Here is a 23,343-nt window from a genome sequence, read left to right as displayed (position 1 = left end):
AGGAAGAAAGGAAAAGGGGAAAGGGGAAAGGGGAAAGGAGAAAGAAGTGATTAACTGGTTATTTGCTTAACTGCTTAGGGGGAAAGGGGAAAGGTTAAAGGGGATTAGTAATTGAGTTGATTGAGTTAATTGGGGTAAAGGATGAGGGATGAAGGAAGAAAGAGAAAAGGTTAAAGGTTAAAGGGGTACGAAGTGGTTTGTGGGTGGATGTTGGGACCGTCTGACGGTTTAAAAAAGGGGTTTGAAGATTTGAGGGAAGTAGTGGATTCATCTGACGGTTTTTGAGGAGTGGTGAAATTGTTGATTGGGTTGTTTTTTTTGTTGTTGGGCATGAGTTTTTGGAATTGGGGAATTGTTGATTTTAACTTTATGGGTGTGAGCAGTTGAACCATTTTAAGTGAAGTTGGATATGTTGGGAAAGGAAAAAGAGTCGGCGTTTTTTGATCAAGGTAATGCACCTCAGGATCGATCTCGGAAATTATCTAAGGTGATTTTTAAGCCTATGGATCGAGTTTCAAATCATGTATTTATTAAGAAATGGAAGGGCGGGGCGGCACAAGTGTTGTTACAGGAAGTTGTTGCTTGGGTGCTTGCCTTGCTCTTCTTCTATACAGGGATCAGCAAATTGGTTGATTGGGAAGGTACGGTTCATCATATGTATAATCAAGTTTTTCCATTTTGGGTAGCTGCCATTTTGGTCTACCTCCTACCCTTTTCAGAGCTTATGATTGGTTTGCTGTTGCTTGTTCCCAAGACTCGCTCTTTTGGATTTTTATTGAGCTTCTTTGCTATGGCTGTATTTACGCTGTATGTAGGAACAGTATGGTTAGGTTTTTATGGGTGGGTTCCTTGTAGTTGCGGTGGTGTGATTAGTCAATTGAGCTGGGGGGAGCATCTTGTATTTAATTTGGTTTTTTTGGGGGTTGCGGGGATTGGGATGAAATTTCAGGATTAAAGGGGGAATAATAGGTGAAAGGGAAAAGGAGAAAGGAGAAAGGGGCTCGCTAAGGACGGCTAAGGGGCAAAGGATGGAAAGAAAAGAGGGAGGATGTAGGATGAAGGAGGAAAGGTTATAGATTAAAGGAAAAAGAGTGATTACGAATTGGTTTTTTATTACACCGAGTTACTCAGAGGAGGCACTGGGTTGCCTAGAGGATAAAGGAAGGATGAAAAAAAGGAAAAGGTTAAAAGGGTTAAAAGTTTAAAAATGATGAATGTCGAAATGGATGGGGATATGAAGGTGTAGATATAATCAACACCTAGATGGGAATGAAGAAATGTGCGGTTTGTAGGGCTACTAGGTAGTGGGCAGGCGATTGTAGGGGGTGAAAATCTGGTTGTCCCTCTCGGAAGGGTTATTAGGACCTAAAACAACTGGAATAACTATTAACAATTAAAATTCAAGCGTATGAAAACTTCTGTTTTAAATTTAGTAAGAGGTGGAGTATTTGTATTAGCAGCGGTGTTTGCTTTTGCATTTACTCAGCCATTGAGCATCATGAATGGTTTTGGTGCGGAGAGAGATGCTAATGGTGATATTGTGCAATTTCATGATATCAGTTTGTTGAATCCTCAAGATTATGATTGTATTGGTACATCAGAAGGCTGTATCTATGAAGAAGCAGATGAAGAATCAGATGTGATTACACCTGGTTTGTTTGTACTTACTAATCGTTAAGTAAATATTAAAGCTGGCTCTTATGGGGTCAGCTTTTTTATTTTAGATTTTAGCCCCGAGGGATCGGGGGGATTTTAGATTGGAATTACGAATTCTATTCATCTGTGTCTCGAACCCCGAGGAAACGGGGCAAATTTCGAGAAGCGGAAAAGAGGAGAAAAGGAAAAGGCTAAAGGTTAAAGGGGGTGTAACCGTCTGACGGTTATGAAAGATCTTGAAAATTTTACGGGAGCTTATTAAACCGTCTGACGGTTTGGGAAGTTTGAAAACTGGGATGGTTTAGGTCCAAGTCATGAGACTTGAACCAGAAGGAAAGATAAGTGATTGGATTTACAAATTCATTTTATCTGGTTTCGGACCCCGAGGAATCGGGACAAATTCCGAATAGCGGAAAAGAGGAGAAAAGGAAAAGGTTAAAGGTTAAAGGGGGTGTAACCGTCTGACGGTTATGAAAGATCTTGAAAATTGACGGGAGCTTATTAAACCGTCTGACGGTTTGGACAGTTTGAAAACTGGGATGGTTTAGGGCCAAGTCAGGAGACTTGAACCAGAAGGGGAATCGGGGCAAATTCCGAAAAGCGGAAAAGAGGAGAAAGGGAAAAGGTTAAAGGTTAAAGTTTAACCGTCTGACGGTTATGAAAGATCTTGAAAATTGACGGGAGCTTATTAAACCGTCTGACTGACGGTTTGGACAGTTTGAAAACTGGGATGGTTTAGGTCCAAGTCAGGAGACTTGAACCAGAAGGGGTCTTGAACCAATTTGGTCGTTTTTTCTATTTGTTCCATTTGGGCAATTTTCCGGTTAGGCCAATAAAGTCTTTTAGCATTTCGACTTGTTCTTTCTTTTGGTCGTATTTGCCATCTGTTACATACCAATAGACGTCAATAGCATCTGTTTTGTCTTTTATTAATTGATCAGTCCAACCAATATTTCTCGGATTTTTGTCAAAGTGAGCTCCGTTTACTATTTCATTGTAAAGTCCGTTTGAGTTTGAGAAACCGATATAAACTAAATTTATTTCACCGTTTCGTAGTTCCAGAACTTTAAAAACACCGTCTTTATCCTTCGGGGCATTGCAAACTTTTCCCAAGTCCTGGCCTACTTTGAAAAAGAAATGATTGTTGTCTGTATATTTTTTAGGTTCTTGAAACATTGTCTATTTGTTATTTTATGATATCAAGATTGAAACTTAGTTATTTATTTTTGTAAGTCATGAGACTTGAACCAAAAGGGGCCAATTTAGAAGACTCGAACCAATTGTGAACAGGAATAAGTGATTGGAATTACAAATTCCTTTTATCTGGTTTCGGACCCCGAGGAATCGGGGCAAATTTCGAGAAGCAGAGAAAATAAATTATTTGATTATCCGCAATGACACCAGTAATTCAATAAAACGAAAGGATCAAGCGGATAATCGTCGACTGACGACGGTCGACAGTCGACAATAGCTGAATTTTAGGTATATACCTAATAAAATATGGCTACTGGTGTGAAAGCAGATATAAATATTTTAGTATATTCAAGAAAATAAAATGAAAGATCAATGTAGACATTTCATTAAAGTTTCAAGTTAAAAATGAATTTTTCAGATTAATGGATAGACTATATTCCATCGAGGAAGTCAATAAGCGTTATGAGACGGCAGGCAGTAGGCCACTTTTGATTCATGCCTCGGATATGGAATTCTATATTTGTAAGTATCCGTATCACCGGCAAGACTCAAAATTGTTAAATGAATACTTGGCCTATAATTTTGCTAAAATCTGGGGATTGCCAATTCCTGAGATGAAATTAATTGATTTAAAGAGAGAACATCTTCCAGCCCGAATGCTTGGAATGCAGCTTAATTACATTTCAATAGAAGTTCATTTAATAAGTTCTCTTAAGATTCAAGGAATAACAGAATTAATTGATGAAATAGCACAAGGTTATACTTATAATGTTATTTCAAAATTTGATAAACACCTTCTGCTGAAAATAGCTCTTTTTGATATCTGGTTAAGCAATGAGGATCGCAATACTGGCAATATGAATCTTTTAATAAATCTTGATTCAAATATTTTAAAACCTATACTTATTGATAACGAGAAAATATTTAATTCAGGTAGTTTGTTTAGGCCTTTATTGGAAATAACTTACGAGGATTCCTTATTTTACACTTATCTTTTTCGTAAAGTATTTGGATCAAGAAATAGAAGAAATATCAAATTAATTCACGAAATTGAAGCATCTTTGCAATCTTTATGCTCTTTATGTTTCAGTCAGTTAAGTCAAATCGTTGAACAGATACCCGATGAGTGGGGATATGATAGGAATCAAGTCCAAGAATCTTTGAATGAAAATCTATTTTCTGAGGAGTGGATAGGAAGAGTCCGTCAAGCATATCTTCAATTTGCAGGCTTAATGTACCAAAGACCATGAAAACATATTATTCCATTATTTATACTTCACTTTCAGCATTAGGTAATGAAAGGATCAATTTAGGTCTCCTACTTTCTCAGGAGGAGGGGATAAGTATGATGAAATTTTCTGAGGAAAAGTTATCTTTATTAAAAAAGCTTTTATCTACTGAGTCCTTTAAACTATTGAAAATACAATTGTCATCATTTGAAAACATATCAAATACAGACAATGATTTGCATTTAGCATGCAGTAATCTAAGAGCTGATTATATCCAATATCTATCTAACTACACCAATAATTTGATATCTCTAACGCCACCGAAGGTCATAGATATTGATGCGAATCAGGTGGTCTTCGATAAGTTATTTGAGCAATATGTTTACAAAATTTCAAGCTTGCCAAATCTGGGAGTAAAGGCTCAATCTAATCTAATGGATATAAAGCATAACTTTATTCCAAAGGTCAAAGATAGGGTCAATGTAAATTTCACTTTAAGAGCATCATCCTTTGATTTCGTAGTATTTGATTTTAATGTGGATATGATTGGGAAAAATGAGGTTCCTGTTTTGACTCAATTTATCGATTTTCAAACAAGTGCAGAAACTATCAAGCATAGAGTTAATAACTATGTAAGTTTGATCAAACCATTTGAGATCAAGGAAAATAAACTTGGTAAATTTTTTATTGTTGGCCAAAAACCTGAGTCTAATTTGAGCAAGCAACATCATATTTGGGAGAATTTGTTAAAATCTCCATTGATCGAAGAAAGGATAGTAGAAATAGTTTCTCCTGATGAATTGGAAAGTATTCAAGAATACTTCGAGAAACATGATGTTAGACCTTTTGAGGTAGAATAATTTTTGAGCTTCTTATTATGGTGACAGCCTATCTGAATTTCCTTTGCTCACTTTCTATTTTAACACTATAGTGCAGTTTGAAAACTGGGATGGTTTATGGCCAAGTCATGAGACTTGAACCAGAAGGGTCTTGAATCAATGTGAGCTATTCAAACTTGTAGTTTTCAAATTCTTCCATATTTGACCTGGTGAAATCTTTCAAATCATCCAAATGAGGGTTTTCCCTTAAAGTAACAATTGATATGTAAGTTGTTATCAAATAATCTGATCCATCATTGACGAGTTTAAAATCAAGTTTCTCAAATCTCTCTATTGAGAATTCATCATACCATTTATCAAATAAAATCTTTCTGTAAACTTCACGTTGATCTTGACTATCACAAATATAAACTATTGTATTTCTTACATCTTGAGAGAAAAGATCTTCAAGAAAATTAAGGAGTGTTAGATGAATTTTGGGATCAAAACCGTTTTGATCTTTATTTCTTTTTTCTTTAGCATCTATTGGGAAAAATGAGAAATCATATAAAAAATCTCCATAAGGAGGAATGAAAGATGATTTTTCTAAAATAATCATATAAGGTATTCCTTTGTCTGTAACAAAGAAGTAACCTGATTCAGTTTGGTGTATTTTATATAGGTTTGACAAATTTAATGTCCCTATTTTCTTGGAGCTCTTTTAAATCCTTCCCCTCGCGAATATAAGAAATGATTGCATTTTTATCTTCGACCTTTTTTTGAATGTAATCGAAAACTTTAGCATTCTTTTCAGTTTTTACAATTACTTTTTCCATTTGATTTACGATTTATTTGAAGAATCAATTAACAGAGTTTACGAATTACATGTAAATTCCAACAATCAAGTAGGCATTAATACCCTTCTACATTGCAAAGATAATATATAATTATTTAATATATACAAATTCCCATTTCTTTCAAAAAGAAAATAAGGATATTAAGCACTCATTTTCAATTTCTTACATAGGGACATAAAGCCTAGATACAACTACTACAAGGTGACCAAAGAAATTTGGAATAAGTATGGAGTAGGGAATGGAATGCTCTGTCTAGAGTGCTTGCAAAAAAGAATGGGAAGGCCTTTCCGAAGAGAGGATTTCCCTCTTATACCTATAAACTTTGAAAATCCCTTCACCAGATTGATTATCTTTCCTTCAGAAGAGGATTATACACTTCTAAGAAAAAGCATGAAAGAATATGATCAGGCTTATTTAGCAGCTAAAGAGCAAAGAATGAGCAGAAATTTCGAAAAACATCTGAAGACTTGAACCGAATGGTCAAGCCAACCGTAGGCTGATCCCCTATCTTTTTGAGGTGGGGGATTTTTTGTTTGTAGCCACGGAGGCTTGGAGGGGCGCTAAGATAGGTATAGATTAGAATTACAAATTCTATTTATCTCTATCTCGAGAAGCGGAAAAGCGGACAAATTCCGAAAAGCGGTAAGTGGATGTTTGAAAATCTATTAGTTAGGTTTCAATCTCCACTTCATTTTCTATCCTTATCATCTCATAAATAGGGATATTGGAACCGAGTACCTCAAAAGATACTGCTAATGCATACGGAATTTCTTCTTGATTTTTATCCCACCCTTTATGCGCTCTGACAGCAATACTAAAGTCTTCCACCAAATCGTACGATTTGACGACTGCCCAGTCTTTTTGTAAAGTTGAGTTAGACCTGCTAACACCTCTAATCTCACCGTGATTGGCCTGTCCACCAATTTTCCAAGGAATACCGGAATATCTGTTACGAAGGCTTTTGTCGTAAATGGTTTCATTTCCCCCCATTTCTTTTAGAACGTAGTTTTTATACTCCTCGTGAGATTCTCCCAATTTCGAAGTATCCCAATCCAACCAGGTAGCCAAATAAGATTTTAACCGCTGCCTTGTCCTCCTCACTTTGGATGTGTAAGCCAATGTAACTTCCACAAGAATATCAAAATCGTCTTCTGGCCTCCTTAATTCTTCTGGGATATCAATTTTGTAAACATGAGCCTGTTCTGCGGTTATGCTTGCTGTATTGAAAAAGGTTACCCTGTAATCTGAATTTCTAGTAACCCTGTTAAGAGACGGAAGCCCATAGCCAAAATGCCTAATACTTTCCAGTGAAGGTTGAAGAAAGTGTCTTCCTAAAAGTCTTGCTCCCTGTACCAAAAGGGCCCTGAATAAATTATTGCCTTCATTAGGATAAAGTTTCTTAAGCTGAGCCAAGATGAAAGTCACCTTTGGTGCAGCAAATGAAGTCCCTACCTCATCTTTTGAATGAGCAGGTCCACCAGCTAAGGTTGATCTCAATAATTCAGGAGCAAGGTTTTCATGCGCTTTTACAAGCTTCAATAAATTTTTTGAAACAACTAATCCTCCTCCATATTCTACTACATCTGGTTTGGTCATTTCCCATATACCTAAACCTATACGAGAAAAAGCTGATATCTCACTTTTTTCCCCTAAAGACTCCCAATCATCATCTTCAAATTCACCGGGATTTATGCTTCCTACCGTAATCCCAAAAGCACTTTGCCCAGGATTGGCTATTCTACAAAAGGGTGCTCTCAAATAATCAGGGTAATTTAAACCATCTAATAGATAGTGTTTAATCGTGTCTCTGGACAAATTGCCTGCAACAAGAACAAAAAGAATATCCTCGTAGTGGGAAAGTTCATCAATAGTAGAAGCCCAAGCAGACATATGCTTTCTCCTAAAGCCCGCTTTGGAGGAAATCGACAAATTGAATAGTTTGCAGTCTGGATTTTCATGTACAATTGTCTTGATTAAATCAGCTGGATATTTGTGTAATAGTCCATTTCCACTGTCCAAGACGCGAAGATTTCGAATGAATACTGGGAGTACATAAGGAGAAGATAGATGGGAAATACCATCAGGATAAAGAATTGCGCCAGCTACACGGGTGCCATGACCATTAGGAGTTACATGATCGGCTGTTGAGGGATCAGATGGAATATAGGAAGTAGAATCATTTATAGCATTTTCCAAAAACCTATGATTCTCCTGTATTCCACTATCTATTACACCAACTATTGGGGAGTCTACTTCAGGTGGATAAACTTCAAATTCAATTTCAGTAGATGCACCCAAATCAACAGTAGAAATCTCAATTTCTTCTTTTTCATTGACTTCAAATACAAAAGGATAATTTACAACAAGGTCTTTTAAGCCTTTTCCAGATATCTCTATCTCACAGCTAAAACTATCTTCCAGTTCAATAAAAGAACTTATAATGCTTCCATAAAAATCAACAAACTCCTCGAAATGATCTTGCCTATCCATTAAAAGGCTGTCTCTTTCCTCTAAAGATTTTTCGAAATTTTCATGTCTTTTTGTTCCTCCTCTTTTTGAAATATCTGGTTCTATGGGGATTGGTCTATCAAATGCAATCCCGACCTCTAATTGATAGTTTTGATCATCTTGAATATGGGGCCACATCTCTAAAAGGTGAGAAGACAATATATGCTGTGGTTTCCAGCTTGATCTATCACCATCCACGATACTCCAAAAGTCTGCAATTTTTCCAGTACCATGCTTTTTATCTATAAAACCCCTGATTTTCTCTTCTAGAGCATTAAGGTTATCCAAGGATGCTGCAACGATTAGTCCTTCATCACCTTCAGACACTATTTCTATATTAAAGTCGAGCAGACTAAAACCTATAGCCTTTAGTTTATCTGGATTGATTTCTAGTAGAACAGGTTGGATTTCTGAACTCAATTGTGCAAGTCCTTCTCTTTGAGAAAAATCAGTCAGCCATTCTTTCCTGCTTTGAGTCACTTGTTCGGACAAAAAATCCGCATGTGTTCTACGGTTTGTTCTATTTCCATTAGATCTTTCATTTTCCCCTCCGCCTCCAAAACCTCTTGCCTTACCCTCTACGACATGAAAAAAATTCAGGTGTGGAAATTGCTCCATAAGCTTATGCGTTTAAAAACCGGTTTTCATTCAATGATTGTTCTATATCTTTATGACTAATTTCTTTGTGACCGTAAATAATCGCCTTTTTAGCAGCATCATGGGCTATTTTTTCTACAATCGCATAAGAAAGCCCATCCATCTTTCTTGAAAGTCCACCAAAATCTACCTCCTTGTTGACATGTAAAGAAGAAAACGATTGCTCAAGAATTTTTTGTATTTCGAATGCTGATGGCTTGGGAAACTCAATAAATTCATCAAACCTTCTAAAAAGAGCCTTGTCCAAACTTCCCTCTAAGTTAGTAGTAGCTATCAGTAGCCCTTTCCCACTATACTCCTCAAGCAATCCCAAAAGAATATTTACAATTCTATGGATTTCTCCAACATCATTGGACCTATTATCCCTTTGTTTGCCTATAATATCAAATTCATCCAAAAGCAATACGCATGGATAATCTTCAATGCTGTCAAATAACTTTTGGAGATTGGCAGCAGATTCTCCCAAATAAGAGGAAATGATTGAGTCAAACCTTACTTTGTAAAAAGGCAAGCCCAAATCCCATGCAATTCGCTCAGCAGCCATACTCTTGCCACAGCCAGATGCTCCATAAAAAAGTATTTTTCTTCTAGGTTTCAAACCATGATGCGCTAATCTTTCTCCAGCTAAAAATTCCTTTTCGATTCTTTCTATTTTCTCCTCTACAACTGGATCCAAAATCATATGATGCCTCAGCTGCTCGTGGGGAATATGGTTAGCTAAAGGAAGTCTATATCTTCGGTCAACGGGTAATTTAAAATCTTTGACTTTAATTGGTCTGAGCGTTTGATCTGACTCAATTGAAAGGTTCTGGCGAAGAATGGACTCTAACTTGTCTGCAAGATGGGCATGACCTTTTTTGCGCTCTTCCTCCACTATGCTAAAAGCAATTTTCATCAATGGAGTATTTTGATTACCCTCAATAGTTTTAAAAAGACGTGTTAATAATGCTTGATTCATAATTGTTTAAATACGCAGTGTAATCTAAAGTTCTAAAAAACCCACCTCAAAGATAGATGCTTTTTCGCTTTAAGTTTAACTTAAAAAAATCAATTTTATTCGAAAATTAACCTTACTTCCCTTCTAATATTTTTCTAATCGCTTCATTCATCTGCATCATTGATTCCATCATTTTCATCATAACTTCAGTTTGCTTATCGTTGATCGAAGTAGTGTTATTACTGGAATTAATCGAAACAGGAGAATTTGTCAAATGCTCGATAATATGTCCTGGCTGAGAAGATATAATTTGAAGTGGATCCACATTTAAGAACTCAGCAACACTTTGAATCATGTCTATGGTGATTTTGCTTTCTCCTCTTTCATTTTGTATAGGCAGCTTCTTTCAGGCCTAAATAGTCAGCTACTTCTACAGCTTTCTTATCCCGTAATTTACGGAACATTGAAAAGTTTCTTCCAATACTTTTATTTTCAAGGACAGTAAATCCAGAATCTTCATTTTCTCCCATGATCATTGCGTTATTTAAACTAATTTAATTAATATTTTGATATTATGAAACTAAAAAGATATGATAATTAATCTTTTAACAAAATGCTTCTAAAAAGTAGTTTTAAACTACTTTAAGCAACTTCTAAACTACTTCAATTAATCTTTTTTTCAAATAAAAGTTCTTAAAATTGTGTATGACATTAGTTGAAGCACATTATATCAGAAGGTTAGATACCCCGAAAAAAGCCAGGTAATTAGTAGAAAGCGGTTTAATCGCTCAAGCCAACCGTAGGCTGGTCCCCTATCTTTTTGAGGTGGGGGATTTTTTGTTTGTAGCCACGGAGGCTTGGAGGGGCACGGAAGGGCAGTTTGAAAACTGCGATGGTTTAGGTACAAGTCATGAGACTTGAACCAGTCGGGACTGATCCTTATTTGTCATTCAATATTTTTTCAGGCAATTCTGTCCCATCAAATAAATATTCTAGTAGTTCACATGGATTGGTACCTGTAGCCAAAGCTATTAGATATAATTCACTTGCTTTTAACTGTGAATTTTCATTTGTTGATAATTGTGTGAGTCTTTGCTTATTAACACCAATTTTTCTAGCTACTTCAGACTTGTTAATTGAGTGCTTTTTAAAGAATTCTCCGAGTTTTGTTGTCATTGTTAATATTTTATTTACGTTAATATATATAATAATGACATATATGTTAAAAATAATTACTTATTATTTTGATATTGTTAATATTTTATTTACAATTGTATATGAATTATTCACTTGACTGCTAATGAATAGTAATTTTCCTAATGAAAATGATGTTCAAATTGGGATTCCAGAAAGTGATATTCTCAAATATCGCAATGGAATTTTAGGTATTCTCAATCAAATAAAGATTGAGAGAAGGCACACTACAGATTTGTTAGATAATATTAAAGTAGTGTATGAATTATTAAGTGTTTTCGAGAAGGCCTGTGAAAATCATAAAAATTTGAAATTTGAAAAATGATCTTCTTCAAAAATCATAAGACTGATTTGTTAAATATTGCAGTTCAAAGTGTTTTATTGAGTTTTGATCTTCATTTAGGAAGAAAATCGAATTGTTTGAAGATTACAACTTTCGATCTTCTGTTCAAAAGAAAACCGAAGAACCCTATTTAAACCTATTTTACCTACGACGAGACGAGTCCCCGATGAACTTCGTTTTTCCAACCTATCTACGCTAATGGGTGTGCTCGCAACTTTACTTCCAGCTGCTGCAGAAGCTCAGTAAAGTCTAATACCAATCAATTTCTTAACCAAGTGTAACAGAGGAGATTTCTCTGACTGGAAAACCTTTGCCAATACCCGTCTGACGGATATAAATCAGAGGTGTAAAATATACGGTCAACTGTCCATCCAGCTGAGGTGTTGAAAAAACTTCCTATCTAAATTTCTAAAACAGAAAGTATGAAACATATAAATCCATACTCCTTGGCGGAGCCATGCCTTTTCTAAAAGACAATAGCCATGTTATTGTTTATTGGACGATTGGGTGGGATTTCTTTTTCCGATGTATGGAAAAGCTAGGGTAGATCAATTGTGTTTGGGAAGAAATTGAGTTAAAACCTTCGAGGTTTTGAAAAACCTCAAAGGTTAATAGAAAGGAAATTAAGGGTTCTGGCGGTGTGGTGTTATATGTATAACCAAAAACCAAAGTAATGCTAAACTGGGTGTGTAGCTGACCTAATCGCTACTGCTGCACTGCTGGGCCTTTATTTAAAGGGTGAAAGGTGAAGGAGGAAATGAGGGGAAAGGGGTCGAAAGGATGAAGGATGAATTAGGAAGGGTGAAGATTAACCCTTCGACAGGCCTCCCTAGCGTGAGGTAAACTCAGGGACCGAGGGGAAAGGGGGAAGGGGAAAGGGTGATTAGTTATTAAGTTGATTAGGGAAAAGGATAAAGGAGAAAGGAAAAGAAATGTTTAATTGCCCCGAAGTGTCGGGCTGCTTAACTGTTTAGGTTTAGATGAAGGGGATTAGTCCTTAAGGTGATTGAGTTGATTGGAGGGAGGGAAGGAGAAAGGAGAAAGGTAAAAGGGGAACGCTAAGGATGCGGAGGGGCAAAGGACAGAAAGGAAGGAGGAAATGAGGGGAAAGGAAATAAAGGAGGAAGGATGAGGGAGGAAGGATTAGTAAGGAAAAAGGGAAAAGGTTAAAGGTAAAAGGAAATAAAGGATGAGGGAGGGAGGAAGGATGAAATGATTGGATAAATGAAAACAAAAAACGAAAAAATTATGAAGAGATTGATGATTTTGGGGGTATTGATGATGGTAGTGGGAAAGGTTGCTATCGCCCAGTCTATTCAGGGAATGGGGTTTGAAGACTCCATTCCTGATGGACAAGATATGGAGAAAAGTGCTTTGATATACTTTAAGTATACCAAGTATTCGGATCGGGATCTTGACACTTTGAAGGTGAGCCTTTGGAGTCATTATTTTGGGCAACTGGCATCTACAGAAGGTCAGGTTTCTAAGCGTATTCCTTTGAGAAAAGGAAGCATGCTTGAAGGATTATTTCCTAGCAGTGATCAAGTTATCACAGTCAATATTTCAGACCTTCAAGGACCTAGCTATATCAGTTTGTCGTTGAGCAGTAATGAGCCCTTTAATAAATACCTAATTTTCCCAGGGGATAGTATTAAAATTTATGCTCAGCCTTTCCGAAATATTTTAACATTTGGTGGACCATCTGCTCCCCTATTTGAATGTCAGCGAGCCTTGAATAATCATCGTCAAGCTCATTCATTTCAGAGAGCCGTGAGGTATACCCAAAGAAGTCAATCCAGTCTTGAGGAATTTTTAGAAAAGGATGACAATCGAAGGATCTATCAACAGGCTCAACGAAATTTTGGAGAGGTATTAAGTCTTCCTATTTTGGATGAAAGCTACCTCGCTTTGTTGCATTCAGAGGCTAAGCAAATTCCCATAGACAAGTCTCTGCTGATTTTAGATTCTTATCAAAGTCAATTATCTAAAGAGGCCTATGAAATCATTTTAGCAAATGAAATAGGTATGTTGTACGATAGGCTTGTTCTTGATTGGACTCAGGCATATAGGCATGCGAAGCAGGTAGTCAATCCAGGTTTTGTAGAAAAACTTGAAGCTTTCTATGCTCAGGAAATTGAAACACTGCGCTTTGAATTTGAAAAGGAGACCATTCTTGGAGCTACCTATTATCAGGACTTTTTGATGAATCAATCCAAGGCTTTGAGCCAGCTTAAAAATCAACCACTGTTTGTCAGCTTAGAAAATTACCCAAATGAAGTTAGGGACTTTCTTATTGGAAAATACATTATTGGCAACTTCAGCAAACTTTCAAACGGATCAGAAATCCTGGAAAAAGCGCTTGGTAGCATTGAAGAGCCTAGTATCAGACCCTATCTAGAAAGACTTTATCATAGACAAGGAGCGGGTCAGCCTATTGAAAACTTTGCCTTTGAAAATCTGAAGGGTGAATTGGTCAGGCTTGAAGATTTCAAGGGGAAGACTGTGTTTTTGGACTTTTGGTTTACGGGCTGTAAGGCATGTATCAATTTTTATGAAGGTTCCCTGCATTCTGTTGAGGAGTATTTTAAAGACAACAAAGACTTTGTGATGATTTCAATTAGTATGGACAAAAACCGAAAGATGTGGGAAAAGAGTGTGGCTGGAGGTAGATATACTTCTTCTTCTGTGGTCAACCTCTATACCAATGGAGAAGGGTTTGATCATGCCTTTTTGAAGCAATATAATATTGTTGGCGCACCTCATCAGCTCTTGATAGATGGGGATGGAAGGATGGTACAGTCTGGGGGATTGCAATTGATGCCGGAGGGGTTGATTGGGGTTTTGGAGGGGGTTCTCGCAGAGGGACGCTGAGGGGTAAAGGGTGAAAAGGGGAAAGGGGAAAGGGGTACGAAGTACGAAGTACAATGAACCAAGCAAGAGAGGAAGGATGAAAAGAGAGGAAAGGTTAAAGGGGAAAGGAGAAAGGGTGAGGGAAAGAATGTTTAGCTGCTTAACTGTTTAGGGGGAAATGAGGGATGAGGGAGGAAGGAGGAAATGAAAAAAGGAGAAATGAAAAATTGATTAAAGGTTTAAAAATGATGAATGTCGAATGGAATGATATGAAAGCGTAGATGCAATCTACGCTTAGTAGAAGCAGCTTAGTAGATGCAATCTACGCTTAGTGAGCAAGTAGGCGGTATGAAACTTAAAGAAGTTACTGAAAAGAGAAAAAGGATTTAATACCAAAACAAAACCCAAGATAATTATGAAGCGAATTTTACGATTACTGATCCCTGTGATTATGGGGGTTGGCGGCCATTTGCATGCCCAAACGGTCAGCCATGAGGTAAAGGGAGTTGTGATGACTCAGAGCAAAGAGGTACTGCCAGGTGCAGTGATAACAGTGGATGGCAGGAATTGGGGGGCGATTACGGAAGATGATGGCAGGTTTCTGTTGAAGCTTGCGGAGGGGGCTTATACACTAAAGGTAAGTTACCTAGGGTTTAAGCCATACGAATTGCAGGTAGATGTTCCCTTATCGTCAGATTTAAGTATCAGCTTGGAATCTGAATCCTTTGGACTGGAGCAAGTTGAGGTGGTTTCGACTGGCTATCAGGAATTGCCAAAGGAAAGGGCTACGGGTTCATTTGTTCAAGTGAATGAGGAATTGGTTAATAGGCGTATCAGCACCAATCTCTTAGACAGGTTGGAAGACATTACGCCTGGGCTTTTGTTTAACCGTGGTCCTGGAGAATCTTTAAATATTCGCGGGCGTAGCACCTTATTTGCCAATACAAGTCCACTGATTATCATAGACAACTTCCCCTATGATGGTCCCTTGGAGAATATCAATCCCAATGATGTAGAAAGTATTACTGTCCTTCGTGATGCAGCGGCTGCCTCGATATGGGGAGCAAGAGCTGGTAATGGGGTGATCGTGATCACTACAAAGAAGGGATCAAGAGGACAGGCGACTAGGGTAACTTTTAACAGTAATATCACGCAGATTGAGCGGCCGGATTTATTTTACAATCCAGTGATGAGTGCTTCAGAGGTTATTGATATGGAGTTGTTGCTATTTGGGAGGGGATTCTATAATAGTCAGGAAAACAACCTCTCCCGCCCTGCCCTATCACCTGTTGTGGAGACTAAGATTGCAGAGCGTAATGGATTGATCAGTTCAAGCGTGGCTAATCAGTTGATAGATGGATATAGGAATTATGATTTCAGGGATGAGTTGCATAGACATTTTTACAGGAGTGCCATCAATCAGCAGCATTCATTGAATGTACGAGGAGGATCTGTCAATCATACTTACAGCTTTGGTCTGGGCTATGACAAAAACTTGACATCAGTGGTTGCAAATGATAATGATCGCTTGACCTTGAATTTTCAAAATGGATGGAGTTTGCTCAATGATAAACTGGATGTGTCCTTGGGTATGTATTATGTACAAGGGAATACCTGGGATCGTACTGCTGTCCCTAGTGGCTATGCTTATGAGCGCCTAATGGATGATGCTGGCAATCATTTGCCACTGAATTTTGGGTATAGCACCCGGTATTTGGAGAGTATAGCAGATGACGGCTTATTGGATTGGCGGTATAGGCCCTTGGATGAGATTGGTCTTCTGGGTAATCGCAACAGCAATAATGATTATAGAATCAATGCACAGGTGGGCTATCAAATCAATTCGGATTTCAAGGCGGAAGTCTCGTACCAGTATTGGCAAAACAATCGAATAGCCGAACAGCTATCTCCATTAGCGAGTTATTCGGCTCGAAATCAGATCAACCGATTTACTCAACGTGATAGTAATGGGGAATTGACGAGAGTTGTTCCAATTGGAGACGTTTACAATAGGAGAAATACAGTTGGTTCAAGTCATAGTTTCAGGAGTCAATTGCGGTATAACAAAGTAATCGGTGAAGACCATGTGATCTCAGCATTGGGTGGATTTGAGGTAAAGGATTTGACTTTGGGCCATCATGCCAATACCTATTACGGCTACAGGCCTGAGTTTGCTACTTCGGAGCCAGTAGATTTTGTTACGAGATTTCCTTTGTACCACAGTGGTGCTTTGGCAAGTATCAGCACTGGTAATAGTCATTCAGGTCAGGTGGACAGGTTCCTCTCCTACTATGCCAATGCATCCTATACTTTTAGAAAGCGGTATATCTTAACTGCTAGTGCCAGAAAGGATGAGTCCAATTTATTTGGGGTAAATGCAAATCAGCGGGGTGTTCCACTTTGGTCAGTAGGTGGAGCATGGATCTTAAGTGATGAAGGGTTTTACAATTCTGGGCTTATCCCCTATTTGAAGCTAAGGAGTACCTTGGGCTATAATGGGAATATAGATAAGAGTTTAACTGCTTTTACAACTGCTAATTATTTTGGGGGTAACTCAAATTTTCTAACCAATTTACCTTTTGCAAGGATCATCACGCCTCCTAATCCAGATTTGCGGTGGGAGAAAATACAGATTTGGAATAATGCGATTGATTTTGCCAGCAGGAATGATAGGCTATCTGGATCCATAGAGTTTTATATCAAGCATGGGCAGGATTTGATTGGAGATATGCCAATGGCTCCCTCTACCGGATTTGCGCAATATAGAGGCAACTTTGCGGAGACATTGACCAGAGGGATTGACTTACAGCTAAGTAGTAAAAATACCACTGGAGCAGTCCAATGGAGCACGACTTATTTCCTCAGCTGGGTTGATGAGCGCGTAAAGTCCTATGAGCTTGAGTCAAATATCAGGAATTATATGCAGTACTTTGGGGTGTTTCCTTTGGAGGGTAAACCACTTTTTGGGGTATTTAGCTATGACTGGGCGGGTCTTGATCCTGATAATGGAAATCCTATGGGTTTTATAGATGGGGAGCCAAGCAGTAATTATACAGGAATTCTCAATGGAGCGACTTTGGATGATATCCGCTATCATGGTCCTTCCAGGCCGAGTGTATTTGGTGCCATGATGCATACGGTGAGCTATAGGGGGTTCTCCTTGTCGGCGAATATTAGTTATCGTTTAGGCTATTATTACAAACGTAGATCGGTTTTGTATTCCAATATTTTGCGGGGAGATCGAGATCATGCTGATTTTGCGAATCGCTGGCAGCAGCCTGGTGATGAGCTGATCACAACTATCCCATCCATGCCTAATACCAATAATGCCAATCGGGAATTCTTTTACAATCATTCCAGTGTATTGGTAGAAAAGGGAGATCATATCCGATTGCAAGATATCAGGGTTTCTTATCTCTTCACTAAGGCCAATCAGTCATGGTTGCCTTTTCAGTCTGCTGAACTGTATGGTTATGCGAATAATCTAGGGGTTTTGTGGGCTGCGAACAGTGAGGGTTTGGATCCAGACTTTAGGACTATGCCTGCAGCGAGGAGTGTGGCGATTGGGGTGAGGGTGGAGTTTTAGATTTTAGCCCCGAGGGATCGGGGAGATCTATGATTTAAGAATGAAGAGGGAGCTGCTTAACTGCTTAACTGCTTAACTGTTTAGGGGGATAGTAAACCGTCTGACGGTTATGAATGATCTTGAAAATTAATGAGGGGTTATTGAACCGTCTGATGGTTAAGCGTTAAGCCCCGAGGAGTCGGGGTGGCCCCGAGGGATCGGGGAGATCTATGATTTAAGAATGAAGAGGGATTGGGGCTTTCCGGACTTTTCTCAATAAGGTTAATCGATTAAACCCAAATGGTAATCACCGGGGCGCATAAGGCGACGGCTACTACGGAAAGTTAGGGGGTGACTCCTGGGTCAGTCAGTTTGAGAGCTGCTGGCTGGCTTCCTTTTTTTCGGAAGGGTTGAGGGTTAAGCGTTAAGTGTTAAGCCCCGAGGAGTCGGGGTGGTGTTGAACGTAAATGTTAAGGAGCTGTAGAACCATCTGACGGTTATTGGGGAGTATTGAAGATTAACGAGTGGTATTGAACCGTCTGACGGTTAAGCGTTAAGCCCCAAGGAGTCGGGGTGGCGTTGAACGTAAATGTTAAGGAGCTGTAGAACCGTCTGACGGTTATTGGGGAGTATTGAAGATTAACGAGTGTATTGAACCGTCTGACGGTTAAGCGTTAAGCCCCGAGGAGTCGGGGTGGCCCCGAGGGGTCGGGGTGAGAGGTAAACTCAGAGGTTATAAATGAATAATTAAAAACTTAAAAAGAGAAAGAATATGAAATCAATTGTAATTATGATTTGTGCGGGTGTGCTGCTATTGGTGGCGGGTGCCTGTGAGGGTTTTTTGGATGAAAGGCCTAATAAGAATATTGTGATTCCAAGTACGCTTGATGATATGCAGGCGCTCTTGGATGCGAGCAACTGGGGGATGAATCAAAGCCCTGGGTTTAATCTTTTGAGTGGGGATGAATTGGTGGCGACACCGAATGCCTTCCTTGTTTATAGTTTGGATGAGCAGGAGGCTTACAAGTGGGGTGAAAGTTTCTTCGAAAATGAGTTCAGTGATTGGTCAGTTCCTTATTCTCAAGCATTCTATGCCAATGTAATATTGGACGGGATTACAGATATTGATCCTTCAGCTGAGGAGGAGCGCATTCGCAAAGACGAGATCATTGGGAGTGCCTTGTTTTTGAGGGCAAATGGATTTTATAATCTTCTGAGCCAATTTGCGCCAGCTTATCAGCCTGGTGTAAATGATGGGGGGCTGGGGATTCCATTGCGGATGGATCCAAACATCAATATCCGGGTGGATCGATCAGATTTAAAGACTTGTTATGATCAGGTGATTGGTGACCTCAATACTGCCCTACCCTTGCTTAGGGATATGAATGTTTATAAAAGTCGGCCATCAAAAGCAGCTGTTCATGCGCTTTTGGCTAGGATCTATTTGGCAATTGAGGATTATGAAAAGGCCTTGAACCATGCCAACAGTGCATTGGGTATTCATGATGCTTTGATGGATTACAATCAAATCAATGCAAGTTTGAGGTTCCCTGTTCCTGCTTTCAACGAGGAGGTGATTTATCATACGCAGATGGTATCCTATTTATTCAGTGCCTTGGTCACTACTGTAGTCAATCCTGAGATATATAATTCTTATGCTACAGAAGATTTGAGGAGGAGTGTGTTTTTCCTGAATAATGCTTTTGGGTCGGTATTTAAGGGGACTTATTCGGGCACTAATAATATGTTTTCGGGTTTGGCGACGAACGAGTTGTATCTGGTCAAAGCAGAGTGTGAGGCTAGAGCTGGAAATACTTCTGTGGCCTTGGCCGTATTGAATCAATTGCTTGAAAAGCGCTGGGTAGCTGGGAGCTTTGAGCCTTTCACTGCATCGGGAGAAGCTGTATTGGATTTGATCTTAGCAGAGCGGAAGAAGGAATTGCTTTACCGGGGTGTTCGCTGGTCTGATCTTCGCCGACTTAATAGGGATCCTAGATATGCTCAGACCTTGACAAGGGTGGTGCAAGGTGAGAGTTATAGTTTACCGCCAAACTCTAACAGATATACTTTACCGATTCCTTTGAATGAGGTCAATGTCAGTGGTATCACTCAAAATAATCGCAATTGAGTAGAATGAAATCACTGAATGATTTTGACTGTATTCTATTGATTGATGATGATCCTGTGATCAATTATATCAGCAATAGATTTTTAAGAAAGACAGGTTATGGGGGTGAGTTATTGCATTTTGAATGTAGCGTGGGTGGGTTTGAATATGTGAATGCAGTGGTGAAGCATCTCAAACCTGAACCATGTTCGATATTGGTTTTTCTGGATTTGAATATGCCTGTGATGAATGGGTGGGATTTTCTGGAAAAGTTTGAAGGGTTGCCAGCTGAGACGAAGGAGGTATTTAGGATAGTGATCTTGAGTAGTTCTGTGTTAGCTTCAGATATCAATCGGGCGAAGGATGATCGAAATGTATGTGGGTATGTGGTAAAGCCATTATCGATCTTTGAGCTTGGTAAGGTGGAGGCTTATTTGGAGAGGTTGAAGTTCTAGAAATTTTACAGCGGCTCAGAGGTGGGTCGCTGTTTTTTTAATTTTTAACACAGATAAACACGGATGGGAAGTGGAAGAGATTTTAGATTGATTGGTTTAATGGGTATTAGATCTAAGAAATTGAAAAATTAAGAAGTGACTTGAAACATAGAAAGATAAAGACATAAGCAGAAACTTAAAGTTGAAGAGAAAATGGGTAAATAATGACTTTAGACCACCAATCTGGTTGACTAAAGCTTAAATGGGTAATAGCAAAAACAGCCTATACTTTTGACAATATTACGTTTCTAAATTCCAGTATTTTATTGGAAGGAATCAAAACATAATCACATCTATCTAAATCCGAATGAATTTCAAAATCAAGAATTTGTTCAAAATTATCAAACATTCCTTTTTCTTTTATTACTCTAAAAATAGAATAATTAAGACTTTTTATCATTTTTAAAATTTCATTTTGTCGTAATATTCGGAATTTATTTAATTCATTATAAGTAGGAAGAATTTCTAATAGTATAACTGGTTGATTTAACTTTATTAACTCAAAAAAGCTTTTTAAAACTTCCAATTCTCCTCCCTCTACATCAATCTTCAAAATTGAAAACTCATCCAATTCTATATTATCCTTGATATGGTTTATATCCATTAGAGGAATAAACTCTCTATTTACAATTTTATCTTCTGATCTAAAATTAGAGATCATGGAAGCACCGCTATCAGTTTGTGAATTACTAAGAAAATTTAATACTCCTAGTTCTGAAGAATCAGAAATCCCAATCGGTATCAATTTACAGTTTTTAAAATTATTAGCTTGAATTAATTTATTGGTATAAAAAACACAAATAGGATTTGGCTCAAATCCAATATAGTCAATACTTTTATTGACACTTTTGAGTTTTAAAAGTGTTTGTCCAATATTTACTCCAACATCTATGAACTTACTTTTACTTTCTTGATTAATTTTTAATATTATTTCTAATGTATCAATCATCCAAGGTTCAGAAATAAATAAATTTGGTAAGCCTATATTTCCCAAAATAGGAATTTGAAAAATTTTATTATTTATTTTTTGTGAGCTATTAAAGTTTAAATACTTCAGCAGTCTTAATTTTCTTACAACTTTGATTAAAAAATTATTCATTATTTGTGATAAAGTAATTTTAAACAACCATTAATTTCATTTGTCAGGGATTATTTCTCTTTGCTTTTTGGAAGCAATAATTTCTTCTCTTTGTTGGTAGTAGCGGATTTTTTCTTGGGCGCGTTGGTAGCGGAGTTTTTTGTTGTAGGCGATAAGGAAGAAGCAGAAAAGTAAGAAGTAGATCATGGTCATGTTTTTCATACGCATGATCACCCCTAGATTGCTAAGGGCATTCATAAATGCTAAGGTCACTGGTACAAAAGTAATAATCCCTGCTTTTAAGAATAATGGCATATCTCTAATGGCTTCTGGTGTCCAGTTTCTGTAAATAAAGAAACTTAACCAGAGATAAAGGGCATTTTCGAAGGAGGAGAAAAAAGCCACGAAATTATGAGCATCAACAAAGAGTGGTCTAAAAAGGTATGTGAATAACTTCATAGGAAGCGAATAGCCTGTGATATCTAGAGCTGAACCAACAGACCTTCCACTTAAATTTCTTGCAGTCATTTCACTTTTACCAGTTAATGCTTCAATAGTTAATTCTTCTACTCTTAAAAACTCTGCTGTACTATCTAAGAGCAAATAAGTACCTAAAATGGCTACAATACCCATAACTATTTTAAAATACACTTTCATTTCGCTTCCTAAGAAAATCGCTAAGGTAGCTCCACCAATTAGTGCTTGCCCCATGTGTGGTCTTGCCATATAGACAAAAAATAAAGCGATTACAGCCTGCCACCATCTACTCTTGTACTGCTGTAAGGCAAAAAGAAACCAAGCTATTCCCCAAAAGCAAATGGCATCTTTTCCTACTCCTGCCGTCCAAAAATGTAGATTCAAAAAATAAAAAACTGTAGGAAACAAAGGAATATTTAAAACCTTATGATTCATGGGGAAATGTACCGCTACAAGAATGTATATATATCTAATTCCAACAAAACCTAAAGCACCAAAAAGGATATTTCCTGTAATATAGCTCAGCCCTAAAACCTTAGCAGGTATGTAACAAAGCCATAAAATAAATGTAGTACTCGTCCCCCAATAAGAAACCAAAGATTCTTCTCCTTTAATCAATACTTGTTGCATTCCAAAACGCCAATAACCTTGAGAATCTCCTCCGAAATTCAAAATGTACCAAGTAAAGAATAAACTAAAGAAAAGGTGGTAGAAAAGGAGGTAATTCAAATGCATGGTTAGCTTAGCAGATAAACCAAATTTCTTTGCCATACTTGAGTTTGTATTGGCTAGAGCTATGATTACTGCTATGATGACGAGGATGTCGAGCATTTGATAGGGAAAAGGTTAAAGGGGGAAAGGGGAAAGGAGAAAATGGGTTATTTGGTTATGTGCTTAACTGATTAGGGAAATTAAATGAAACTAGGGAAAGATTAAAGGAGTCTTGTGAAATTTTGAAGGTTTAATTATTGAATGCAATTATGAGGGGGAAGGTAGGAAGAAAAAGGGGTTCTCGCAAAGGGCGCAATGGTGCAAAGAGCGATGAAGTTAAAAGAGTTAAAAGGTTAAGGGGTTAATAGAGGAAAAAGGTTCCCGCCACGGCGGGCAAGAAAAGATAAAGGTTAAAAAAAGTTGACCACCAATTTCGCGAATTGAACGAATTTAAATTTTAGAGATATAAAAGATAGATTGGATTTGATGATGGGAAATACGATTTAGGGGGATTTATAAATTATGGCGCTGAAGCGCTGAGATTATCACGAATAGGCATCCTCCCGTATCACGTGGATATTCCGGAGTATGCTGACCCCTCTCAACCGGAATGTTTTTGAACAGTGAAAGTGGCCTGATTGGCCAGATTCGACTGACATTCCGGCGGA

At 38.0% G+C, this 23,343-nt stretch carries 20 protein-coding genes; 10 read left to right on the top strand and 10 right to left on the bottom strand.

Features of this window, described 5'->3' with window-relative positions; all coding sequences use genetic code 11:
• Positions 1-409 precede the first annotated feature (409 nt).
• Positions 410-955 (top strand): DoxX family protein, encoded by a 546-nt coding sequence (locus CHB66_RS16210; protein WP_212668471.1) that lies wholly within the window; start codon positions 410-412, stop codon positions 953-955.
• Positions 956-1,408: 453 nt separating this feature from the next.
• On the top strand, positions 1,409-1,678 hold the full coding sequence (locus tag CHB66_RS16205; RefSeq protein ID WP_089242460.1) for a hypothetical protein: 270 nt from the start codon (positions 1,409-1,411) through the stop codon (positions 1,676-1,678).
• A 773-nt stretch (positions 1,679-2,451) separates the two neighbouring features.
• On the opposite strand, the gene CHB66_RS16200 is transcribed toward CHB66_RS16205, so the two are convergent.
• Positions 2,452-2,832 (bottom strand): hypothetical protein, encoded by a 381-nt coding sequence (locus CHB66_RS16200; protein ID WP_089242459.1) that lies wholly within the window; start codon positions 2,830-2,832, stop codon positions 2,452-2,454.
• Between the two features lie 440 nt (positions 2,833-3,272).
• Between CHB66_RS16200 and CHB66_RS16195 the strand changes: the two genes are divergently transcribed.
• Positions 3,273-4,100: a HipA family kinase gene (locus tag CHB66_RS16195; protein WP_089242458.1), complete on the top strand. Its 828-nt coding sequence runs from the start codon at positions 3,273-3,275 to the stop codon at positions 4,098-4,100.
• A complete protein-coding gene (locus CHB66_RS16190) occupies positions 4,097-4,939 on the top strand; it encodes a hypothetical protein (protein ID WP_089242457.1) in 843 nt (280 codons plus the stop codon). The genes CHB66_RS16195 and CHB66_RS16190 overlap by 4 nt, the downstream gene beginning before the upstream one ends.
• A 145-nt stretch (positions 4,940-5,084) precedes the next feature.
• Here the strand turns inward: CHB66_RS16190 and CHB66_RS16185 are convergent, their stop codons facing one another.
• Together CHB66_RS16185 and CHB66_RS17030 are read right to left on the bottom strand one after the other, a co-directional pair.
• Positions 5,085-5,588, bottom strand: coding sequence for a DUF6169 family protein (locus CHB66_RS16185; protein ID WP_089242456.1), 504 nt, complete (start codon positions 5,586-5,588; stop codon positions 5,085-5,087).
• Complete coding sequence (locus tag CHB66_RS17030; RefSeq protein WP_170932515.1) at positions 5,572-5,733, bottom strand: hypothetical protein; 162 nt, start codon at positions 5,731-5,733, stop codon at positions 5,572-5,574. The genes CHB66_RS16185 and CHB66_RS17030 overlap by 17 nt, the downstream gene beginning before the upstream one ends.
• 222 nt (positions 5,734-5,955) lie before the next feature.
• Here CHB66_RS17030 and CHB66_RS16180 point away from each other — a divergent pair, with 222 nt between their 5' ends.
• Positions 5,956-6,225 carry a hypothetical protein gene (locus tag CHB66_RS16180; RefSeq protein ID WP_212668470.1) on the top strand — a complete coding sequence of 90 codons (270 nt, stop codon included), beginning with the start codon at positions 5,956-5,958 and terminating at the stop codon, positions 6,223-6,225.
• Positions 6,226-6,423: 198 nt separating this feature from the next.
• On the opposite strand, the gene CHB66_RS16175 is transcribed toward CHB66_RS16180, so the two are convergent.
• From CHB66_RS16175 to CHB66_RS16160, 5 genes are all read right to left on the bottom strand, one after another.
• Positions 6,424-8,880 (bottom strand): S8 family peptidase, encoded by a 2,457-nt coding sequence (locus tag CHB66_RS16175; RefSeq protein ID WP_089242455.1) that lies wholly within the window; start codon positions 8,878-8,880, stop codon positions 6,424-6,426.
• A gap of 4 nt (positions 8,881-8,884) precedes the next feature.
• Positions 8,885-9,877, bottom strand: coding sequence for an AAA family ATPase (locus tag CHB66_RS16170; RefSeq protein ID WP_089242454.1), 993 nt, complete (start codon positions 9,875-9,877; stop codon positions 8,885-8,887).
• Between the two features lie 112 nt (positions 9,878-9,989).
• A complete protein-coding gene (locus tag CHB66_RS17235) occupies positions 9,990-10,211 on the bottom strand; it encodes a hypothetical protein (protein ID WP_245812777.1) in 222 nt (73 codons plus the stop codon).
• A 28-nt stretch (positions 10,212-10,239) separates the two neighbouring features.
• Positions 10,240-10,386, bottom strand: coding sequence for a hypothetical protein (locus tag CHB66_RS17230; RefSeq protein ID WP_245812775.1), 147 nt, complete (start codon positions 10,384-10,386; stop codon positions 10,240-10,242).
• 409 nt (positions 10,387-10,795) lie between these two features.
• Complete coding sequence (locus CHB66_RS16160) at positions 10,796-11,032, bottom strand: helix-turn-helix domain-containing protein (protein ID WP_089242453.1); 237 nt, start codon at positions 11,030-11,032, stop codon at positions 10,796-10,798.
• 124 nt (positions 11,033-11,156) lie between these two features.
• Between CHB66_RS16160 and CHB66_RS16155 the strand changes: the two genes are divergently transcribed.
• The 5 genes from CHB66_RS16155 to CHB66_RS16135 all read left to right on the top strand — a co-directional run bounded on the left by CHB66_RS16155 (position 11,157) and on the right by CHB66_RS16135 (position 20,370).
• Positions 11,157-11,375, top strand: a complete 219-nt coding sequence (locus CHB66_RS16155) for a hypothetical protein (protein ID WP_089242452.1) — start codon at positions 11,157-11,159, stop codon at positions 11,373-11,375.
• A gap of 1,266 nt (positions 11,376-12,641) precedes the next feature.
• Complete coding sequence (locus tag CHB66_RS16150; RefSeq protein ID WP_212668469.1) at positions 12,642-14,264, top strand: TlpA family protein disulfide reductase; 1,623 nt, start codon at positions 12,642-12,644, stop codon at positions 14,262-14,264.
• A gap of 394 nt (positions 14,265-14,658) precedes the next feature.
• On the top strand, positions 14,659-17,829 hold the full coding sequence (locus tag CHB66_RS16145) for a SusC/RagA family TonB-linked outer membrane protein (protein ID WP_089242450.1): 3,171 nt from the start codon (positions 14,659-14,661) through the stop codon (positions 17,827-17,829).
• Positions 17,830-18,580: 751 nt separating this feature from the next.
• Entirely contained in the window at positions 18,581-19,936 is a 1,356-nt protein-coding gene (locus CHB66_RS16140) for a RagB/SusD family nutrient uptake outer membrane protein (RefSeq protein WP_089242449.1), read from the top strand.
• A gap of 5 nt (positions 19,937-19,941) precedes the next feature.
• Entirely contained in the window at positions 19,942-20,370 is a 429-nt protein-coding gene (locus CHB66_RS16135) for a response regulator (RefSeq protein ID WP_089242448.1), read from the top strand.
• A gap of 262 nt (positions 20,371-20,632) precedes the next feature.
• Here CHB66_RS16135 and CHB66_RS16130 read toward each other — a convergent pair whose 3' ends face one another.
• A complete protein-coding gene (locus CHB66_RS16130; RefSeq protein WP_089242447.1) occupies positions 20,633-21,508 on the bottom strand; it encodes an FkbM family methyltransferase in 876 nt (291 codons plus the stop codon).
• 36 nt (positions 21,509-21,544) lie between these two features.
• Entirely contained in the window at positions 21,545-22,795 is a 1,251-nt protein-coding gene (locus tag CHB66_RS16125) for a hypothetical protein (protein ID WP_245812773.1), read from the bottom strand.
• Positions 22,796-23,343: the final 548 nt, after the last annotated feature.

It is taken from the genome of Belliella buryatensis, from assembly GCF_900188245.1.
Taxonomy (GTDB): Bacteria; Bacteroidota; Bacteroidia; order Cytophagales; family Cyclobacteriaceae; genus Belliella; species Belliella buryatensis.
This window is presented reverse-complemented; position numbering and strand designations above follow the sequence as displayed.